Annotated in this window: 8 protein-coding genes and 2 pseudogenes; 7 read left to right on the top strand and 3 right to left on the bottom strand. The window is 42.9% G+C overall.

What is annotated here, in order from left to right:
• Positions 1-240: pseudogene (locus H6G97_RS40340) on the bottom strand (hypothetical protein); the annotation flags it as partial.
• A gap of 248 nt (positions 241-488) precedes the next feature.
• Here H6G97_RS40340 and H6G97_RS40345 point away from each other — a divergent pair.
• The 7 genes from H6G97_RS40345 (at position 489) to H6G97_RS40370 (ending at position 6,764) form a co-directional block, all read left to right on the top strand.
• Entirely contained in the window at positions 489-752 is a 264-nt protein-coding gene (locus H6G97_RS40345) for a hypothetical protein (protein WP_094345164.1), read from the top strand.
• A 258-nt stretch (positions 753-1,010) separates the two neighbouring features.
• On the top strand, positions 1,011-2,639 hold the full coding sequence (locus H6G97_RS53800; RefSeq protein WP_242055902.1) for a hypothetical protein: 1,629 nt from the start codon (positions 1,011-1,013) through the stop codon (positions 2,637-2,639).
• 105 nt (positions 2,640-2,744) lie between these two features.
• Positions 2,745-3,971: a hypothetical protein gene (locus H6G97_RS40355; protein ID WP_190946227.1), complete on the top strand. Its 1,227-nt coding sequence runs from the start codon at positions 2,745-2,747 to the stop codon at positions 3,969-3,971.
• Positions 3,972-4,161: 190 nt separating this feature from the next.
• Positions 4,162-4,344, top strand: a complete 183-nt coding sequence (locus H6G97_RS55080) for a class I tRNA ligase family protein (RefSeq protein WP_338421951.1) — start codon at positions 4,162-4,164, stop codon at positions 4,342-4,344.
• Entirely contained in the window at positions 4,256-4,726 is a 471-nt protein-coding gene (locus H6G97_RS40360; RefSeq protein WP_338421950.1) for a class I tRNA ligase family protein, read from the top strand. Before H6G97_RS55080 ends, H6G97_RS40360 begins: the two co-directional genes overlap by 89 nt.
• A gap of 245 nt (positions 4,727-4,971) precedes the next feature.
• Positions 4,972-5,964, top strand: coding sequence for an RNA ligase (ATP) (locus H6G97_RS40365; protein WP_190946228.1), 993 nt, complete (start codon positions 4,972-4,974; stop codon positions 5,962-5,964).
• A gap of 170 nt (positions 5,965-6,134) precedes the next feature.
• Positions 6,135-6,764, top strand: coding sequence for a hypothetical protein (locus H6G97_RS40370; protein WP_190946229.1), 630 nt, complete (start codon positions 6,135-6,137; stop codon positions 6,762-6,764).
• Between the two features lie 48 nt (positions 6,765-6,812).
• On the opposite strand, the pseudogene H6G97_RS40375 reads toward H6G97_RS40370, so the two are convergent.
• Together H6G97_RS40375 and H6G97_RS40380 are read right to left on the bottom strand one after the other, a co-directional pair.
• A pseudogene (locus H6G97_RS40375) lies at positions 6,813-7,187 on the bottom strand (S41 family peptidase); the annotation flags it as partial.
• A gap of 171 nt (positions 7,188-7,358) precedes the next feature.
• A partial coding sequence (locus H6G97_RS40380) for a GNAT family N-acetyltransferase (protein WP_206759152.1) occupies positions 7,359-7,960 on the bottom strand: 602 nt, incomplete at its 5' end.

Raw genomic sequence — 7,960 nt, forward strand, 5'->3', positions numbered from 1 at the left:
TTCGATCCAGATGGTGCGGATTGATTCGGGTTGGACTTCGATAATCTCGCCAATGATGCGACGGTCACGAGATGTCAAGGGGTCTTGGGTGGGGGCTACAGCTTCGGCTTGGGTTTCGAGATGGGTGTCGAGTTCTGCTTGGGCTAGCGCTTGTTCATCTCTGCGAGGGGCATCGGCAACTAGTGTTTGATTTAGCTTGAAGCTTGAGGGTGCTTGCTGTATATAGGTTGAATGCGTCATAATGAGGATTTCCTGCCTCTACATGGGGTTAGGTTTTTCGCAAAGGGCGATCACTAGTTTTCCAGACAGGGTGATCGTCTTTTGTTTATATCTCATGAATCTAATATAATACTTTGGCTAGCCAGTGTCAAGACACAATCTAGCCAATTAACTGATTTACATAGGCTTTAGACATTAGTAGAAGTTATAGCCACTGGCTAGACCGTGCTTTATAGTGTAAATAGTTGTTTAAATTCAAAGAAGAAAAGATGGCAGACGAAAGAAAGCTTTCTACTAGAAAGCGTGGCGCTCAGATGAATGTAAGGCTTGATGAGAGCTTGTACGTTGAGTATAAGGAGTTGCTAGAAAAAGAAGGAACAAGTATGACTGAAGATATAGAAAGCTACATTAGAGGTAGACTCGGTAGAGAAGAGAGTGAAACTAATGTTGTTGATATCAGGCAAGTTATAGAAAGACAACAACAAGAGATAGCGGAGATTAAAGCAGAACTGGGAAAATTAAGGGCGGGCTAGCCGCAGAAAATCAACAACTCAAGAGTCAGCTAGAACACATGCTAGCCAGTGCCAAAAATCTCATAAATCTAGCAACAAACTCGCCTCCTATAGAACAATAGGGGGCGAAGCTTTTAAAGGGTGGTGATATCTGTCTAGTCCCGTTGCTTTTATGGCTAGCCTAATGCTAGACTCAAAGCAATTATGCTGACAAATTCAAACCCCCAGCGATTGTTTTCGAGGCAGGCGCTGAGGGTCGTTCCACAAACGCTGAGGTTTATGGTTAATCAAACAATATCAAATCTTCTTGCACCATGCACAGAGGATAATACCGTTATTGACTACAACCCCGGAACAACATCGCTTTTAGATTATGGTGTTGTCAACACCAGCATCCAGGAAACCTTCACCGCTATTGACCGATTCGAGTGGCAAGCATCCGATGAACTTCGACTGATGCGAGATAAAGGCTATTACGAAGATGGTGGACACAAGAGCTTTGAAGCTTACTGCGAAAGCGAGTTGACCAAACACGGGGGATATCGCCGGGTCAAGGATCTATTTGCGGCCAAGCGAGTAGTTGATACCTTACCAGAAGAACTGAGGCCACATATTACCAAACCCTCTCAAACTCGCTCCTTGCTCCGACTGGTCAAAACTCCCGATAAGTTAGAACAAGCTGTTGCGATCGCAGCAAAAGAGAAACCCTTCCCCACTGCTGCCGACTTCGCCAAAGCAGTGCAGCAAGTCGCACCAACAAAAAAACGTGCCACAAAAGGCGAAAACCCCAAAACGCAATTGTGTAATTCTGTGACTGTCTTATCACCAGAACATCCTCGTTATGGAGAGTCGGGAGTGATTGAGGCAGACGCGCCAAATCGTTGGCAGCAAATTGTCACTTTCCCTGATGGTGAGAGGCTGTTGGTTAACAATGCGGATCTAGATGCCCCCAGTGTCCCATTCCCCAGAGAACAGAACTATCCACCAGAATACACTGAAGCAATTGCCCAAATTAAAGAACAGCATCAGCAAGAGTTAGAGCGACTTTCTAACGAATTGAGAATTGGACTAAAGTCAGAAGCATCGGACAGAGCAGAAGAACAAGCTAAAGAACAAATCCAATCTCTGCAAAACCTGTACAAGCACCAGAAAGAGCAAAACATCCAGTTACAGCAACGCTTAGATGAGATGGAAGGGTTGAGGAAACTGGAAATTGAGAATCAACAACTCCACCAACGGATTCAGGAATTAGAACACGCCGTAGAAGAACGCCCTTCTCAGCAGTGGGGAAATACCATGACCCAACAGGCGAGTAAAGCGTTGAACAAGCAGGTGAAACAAGCTTTGGAGAAAACTATTGACCTGCGATCGCTAGCCCATGAACCCCCAAAAGAGAATGCACAGGAATGCTTACGACTTATGGGTATGGCGTTGAAGAATCTTGCCAGTGCTATGAACAACGCCCAAGCGCTCGAAGCTGCGGCGATAATCCTGGGGAGTGAGCCGACACCAACTGCGATCGCTTATCGAGCCGAACAATTGGAAATGTTGCCTCAGGCGGTTAGTGAGATTAGAGCAGTGCTAGCTAAACCTAGGTGTACTTGGCAGGAGTTTTGGGATGTTGCCCAAGAGTACGAAGTGATTAAACAAGATTACTGGGCGGAATTAACCACCCAAGAGACTGATTTAATTACTGCTCTACAAAACGCATCCTCACAACCGGACACTATTGGCGTTGGTTCTATCGTGTCTCATGCTGACCCCTACCGTACTTTGTATGTCGAGAGGGGCGAGGTTGTAGAGGATTTAGGCGAGGAACTGGTGGTTGCCTGGGATTGCTGGAAAGAGCAATCGAAAAAGACTGATAGGTATTTCCGAGATGAGTTGCGCTTCTGGCAGCCTCAATAGGCTTTCAATGTACTAGTAAATTTTTAGACAACCGAATACAAGTACCAAGCCCCGCGTCACAGTGGGGGAAATTTCCGTGCATCAATATAAATAGGAGATTGTAAAATGACTGCAACTATTACAAGACCCAAGCCCAAAAAGTCTGCTGCCCCTAAACCACAGTCACCATATAAAAGGCTTCATGTGATTATTCCCATACAAGATATGCTGTGGGCTTCGCAGCAAAAGCCCTCTGTTACGCAATTGTGGCAAGAGTGCTGGACGGCTGACCCCTACGGTTCTCGGTGGATGCCTCTAACTTCTGCTTTGGGGTACAGTACTTTTATCTCTGCGAAGAAAATTCTCTCCGACAGTGGACTATTCATTTTCAAGCCGGACAAGTCAATTCAGGATGGACGGGAGACAGTGAAGTGGATGGTGCAGAATTTGCATGGTAGCCGAATGAAGGAATTTTGGGAGAAAGCTAATACTGAAAAACAAGAACCAGATTCTCAAAAACAAGAACCAAATGCTGGGGATTCAGAGATAGATGCTAGCTGTGAAGAAATGCGTGCTTTGTATAAAGCATCTATCTCAGGTGAAAGTCAGTCAGAGAAAGAGTTTCAGGAAACCTCACGAACTACTCAGGAACAGTTCACGAACTCTTCAAAAGAGTTCGTGAACTGTGTCTCTGACACGCTTACCGAAATTTCGCACTGTGAGGAGGCGGCGATCGCTCCCTTGGGGGTCGCGTCGCCTCAGTCTGTCGAGGGCGTGTCAGAGAAGGAGGAAGAGTTACCTGCTGTAACGGACTGTACGACGCTGGCGCTAGTGGAAGCTGCACCGAGTCAATCTGTTTCTCTACGAGACGCTGCGCGAATGTTGTTCGTTGAAAAGCAGGATTGTGGCGTTGAGCAAAAAGACTTTCATGAAGGTACTTGTTCCGCCGCGTCTGTCGCACAAAATGAATTCTCTTCCAAGGAAGCGATCATTAATCAAACTCAGAAGCAGGGGCAGCTAGAACAGGGTAATCCCACTTCGTTGTTGGTTGAAAATTCAGTTTCAGGTGTAGAAGTCAAAGCAGCTCATGAGGGTCAAAGTTCCGCCACGCCCGTGCCAAATCCTGAGAAATGGTCGCATGAGGCGATTGTAGCGAGGTCAAATGTGCGACCTGTAAGAAGAGAAAAACTGAATCGAGCGGCGAATTCGGGCGATAATCCGGGGTTTGACTTTTTGCAGGAGTGTTGGAGTGATGATCCGGCTTTGCAAATTGTGATCAAGAAATTGCTGGCGAAGTTTCCGCAGTGGGGGATTGCGATTGTGGATGGGGTGTTGGTTGATTGGAATCGGTAGCAATTACCATTTCAACTACTAGCATATTGACACTACAAGTAATATTTTGTATTATGAAAAAGCTACAAATCTCAGATGAAAGTCCTCACAGGGGTATAGTAAATTCTCCACTCTATCAACACCGTTTGAAAACACGAGTAATAATAGGGTAAAGTGCCTTATTACCAGCGCACTTACCTATATTAATGGCATCAAGCATTTAGAGAACCTAGTAGGTTCGATGCTTCCAGCAGATGTGTATGCCCGATTCTTGAGACAGCCAGGGGAAACAGTTCTGTTAATCTGTGCTACTCGACAAATATATTACACCTACCGAAATAACAGCAGAAGAAGCAGGATTAGATGGAGAAACTTTCTCCCAGAAACTGCATGAAATCCAAGCTGAAATCTACATTCGTCTTGGTTTATCGTTTGGCTACTTTGGTCGAAACTCATCACTTTGTAACCACGAGCTAACCCAGTATTTTTATCAGCAACTTTATAAAAACGGTTTCATTGAAGAACGGGAAATAAATCTCGTTTATTCTCTTGAGTATGAACGTTTTTTACCGGATAGATACATTGTTGAAACTTGCCCCCATTGCAGGTATGGATCAGCCAGGGGAGATGAGTGTGAAAATTGCACAACGTTGCTAGACTTAACTGATTTGATAGAGCCATGTTCGGTAATTTCAGGGGACTTGCGTTTAGAAGTAAGAAAAACCAAACACCTATTTCTAAAGTTAAAAGCACTTTCAGAGGAATCAAGAGTATAGGTTGACCAACATGCCAATTGGTCGCAATAATACTCGCTTTATACATTTCTAACCTAAAGTTTGGTTTTGGGAAAGGGTTACTGGGTTTGCGTTAAGGGTTTTTCCTTTCCCTTATCCCCAAAACCTGGCAAGTATTGCAATTGGTTAAACCTGACTAAACCAATAAGAACGCACAGATGTGCGCCCATACTATGTATTCAATTTAGAGTTTTTCTAAAATCTGTTCTTTCAAAAAGAGGTGAACTATGAGTATTTTTAAAGTTGAAGTTGTCAAAATCAACACCATTAATCCTCATCCCAATGCTGATAGGTTAGATATTGTCTCTATTGAAAATATGGGATATCAAGTAATTATAACCAAAGGCAAGCTTCACGCTGGAGATTTAGCTTTTTATTTTCCGATTGATAGTGTTATTCCAGAAAAGTTTTTGGATGAGTTTGGGATTCGTAACTACTACTCGAAAAAACTGTATGCTGCTAAACTTCGCGGAATTTTTTCTGAAGGTTTACTTATTCCCGTTGGTAATAACTTTATTGGAAATATTGGAGACGACTACACGGAGTATTTTGGTGTAACAAAGTACGAATATCCAATTCCTCAAGGAATGAGCGGGGAAGTAGAAAGTTTTATTGGACATTATAAATTCCCCAGCCCAGAAAACCTAAAACGTTACAAAAACATACTAATTGAAGGTGAGGAAGTTGTTGTATCAGAGAAGTTGCACGGAACTAACTTCACTGTCTTAGTTGATGCTGATGGCATAACTAAAATTGGCAGCCATAATTACTTCTGGAAAAACAGTGAAGTCAACAATAAATTAGTTTACATTCGTGCTTACAAGGAAAACGAAACTTTCCAGAAACTTCCGCCAAGAACTCAAATTTTTGGGGGAATTTACGGCGTACAAGATATCAAATATGGCTTAAATAATGGCAAGATTGGAATTGCTATATTTGCTGTGCGGCGTGGCAATTATTTTCTCAATTACAGCGATTTTGTGGCTTTTTGCGAGGAATTTTCTTTGCCGAGAGTACCTGTGCTTTATATCGGTGCCTACACTTGGGAAGCGGTGTCTCAGTTCAATAATGCCAATAGTGTAGTCAGCCCTGACTGCATCATGGAAGGCGTTGTTGTGCAACCAGTCATTGAGAAAACGCATCCAGAAATAGGTAGAGTAGTCTTAAAGTTGATTAGCGCTCGCTATCTGCTCCGTAAGGATGGAAGTGAACTCCATTAAGTTCGATAGCGTCAACGGTAGCTTGAGAACTTTATAAAATAACGTTTTGTAAAGTTTTCAAGTTTTTGCGAAAAATCGGAGTTTTGAGGCAAAAACCTAGTAGCCTAATTAATAGCTAGTAACTTGATTTATGCTTAACTAAATTTTGCTGCTATTAGTGGAGGCAAGCAATGTCAGGTTTGGGCTTTACTTGTTGGGGTGCTTCAGTGGCTATCGCTTTCGGTTTCAGCTTTTGTATCGTTGATTATGCGAACGCTAAAGTTACTGTCTCAACTTCGGGACTTGGAAATGCCGGAAATATTACTATCAATTCTGATTCATTCTCCTTACAAAATGGCGCTCAAATTACTTCCGTAACTTTTGGGCAAGGAAATGCAGGCACACTTAAAGTTAATAGTGCTGATTTTCTCACCATTTCTGGCAATAGTTCTAATTTGGACAGTGGTTTATTTGTTAACTCCCAAAGTACGACGGGTACTGCTGGAGATATTATCGTCACTTCACCTAGAGTGACCTTAGATAACAGTGGCACACTCAACGCTCAATCTGCATCAGGTAACGGTGGCGACATCAACTTACAAACTGATTTACTGCTTCTGCGTCGTGGCGCTCAAATTCCCACTAGCGCAAGCACAGCCTTAACTGGTGGTAATGGCGGCAATATCTCTATTAACACTTCAGGAATCTTAATAGCAGTCAAGCCTGTTCCTGAACCAACTTTACCATTCAGTGTGTTTGCAATTGCTGCTTTTTATGCTGCTTGGAGGTTAAAACGTAAGCACAAGCAAATAACTTTTTGAAAGCTTATCTTGGCGAAAAAATCAACACAAACTAGCCCCCGCCAATAACTATAGTGTCTGTAGCAAAGTTTCTATAGCTTTCTGTTTTTGAGGATCTGCTCCTTGAGCATATTCTAAAGAGAATGGAACGTTAATATCTGGTGTAACGCCCTTACCCTCCAACCTTTGATTATTGTTAAGAAACACATTTGTGACTGCTACATAAAGCAGGCTACCATCTTGCATTATAAAAGGGCGACCAGCAACTACTGCTCCCGCAGTTTTAGTGCCAATAACTGGCCCAATTTTCCCTTCCTGAAAGCTGAATGCGAGAATTTCTTTACTACTGCGGCTTCCTTCATTTACCATCATAACCACAGGTTTTTTCCATTGATAGTTATAGGTATATTGCCTGCGGTCGCGTTGAATATTAGTTATACTTGGACGGACTTACGCATTAATCTGAATTTCCCACCAATTTGAGTTTTTGCATACGTAGAGGTCGCACATTTGTCTTTTAAGAAATATATGGAATTTTATCGCAAATCTATGAAAAATTTGTACAGATTGTTTAGTAGTTTACTGTTAAAATTTTAAATCAACCTTATGCATAAATTAGTCAGCAGTAGCAAAACGATAACTTTGCGTTTCTCCCATCAGTTTATAGCCGATTGCTTCATACATTGAGTTGCTTAAAGCATTCTTTTTATCAGCATACAAAAAGCAGTAACGCTGACCGTCAAAAAGTAACTGTTGAGTCAGTGCTGCCGTACAGGTTTTTCCATAGCCTTTGTGTCGATGTTCTTTTGGAGTAAAGATGATCGAGACTCGAAATCCGTTGGCAGTCTGTCCGATTCTACATCCCATCGAAACTGGGTCGCCATCTTGCCAGACAAAGGCATGACCCTGATTAATTTGACGAGTTGCCCAATTCTGACTATCGGTAGTTGGCCTGTCCAAGGCTTCTTCGCAAAAAGCAGCATACCATTGGCTTACCAGAGGTATATCAGCAACAGCTGCTTTTCGTAATTGACCTGCTGCCCAGGTGAAAGAGCCAAGCTGTTCCAAGCGATAGGCAGATAGGGTCATTTCAGGCGTATAGGTTTGCCCAGTGTGCTGAGTCCAGATTTGGGCAAAGCCTTGAGCTACATCTGTTGGAGCATTTACCATTGACAAAGTATTATGTCGCTTCAAATGTTGCACTAGTAAATCGACTC

The sequence above is a fragment of the Nostoc flagelliforme FACHB-838 genome, from assembly GCF_014698065.1.
Lineage (GTDB): Bacteria > Cyanobacteriota > Cyanobacteriia > Cyanobacteriales > Nostocaceae > Nostoc > Nostoc flagelliforme_B.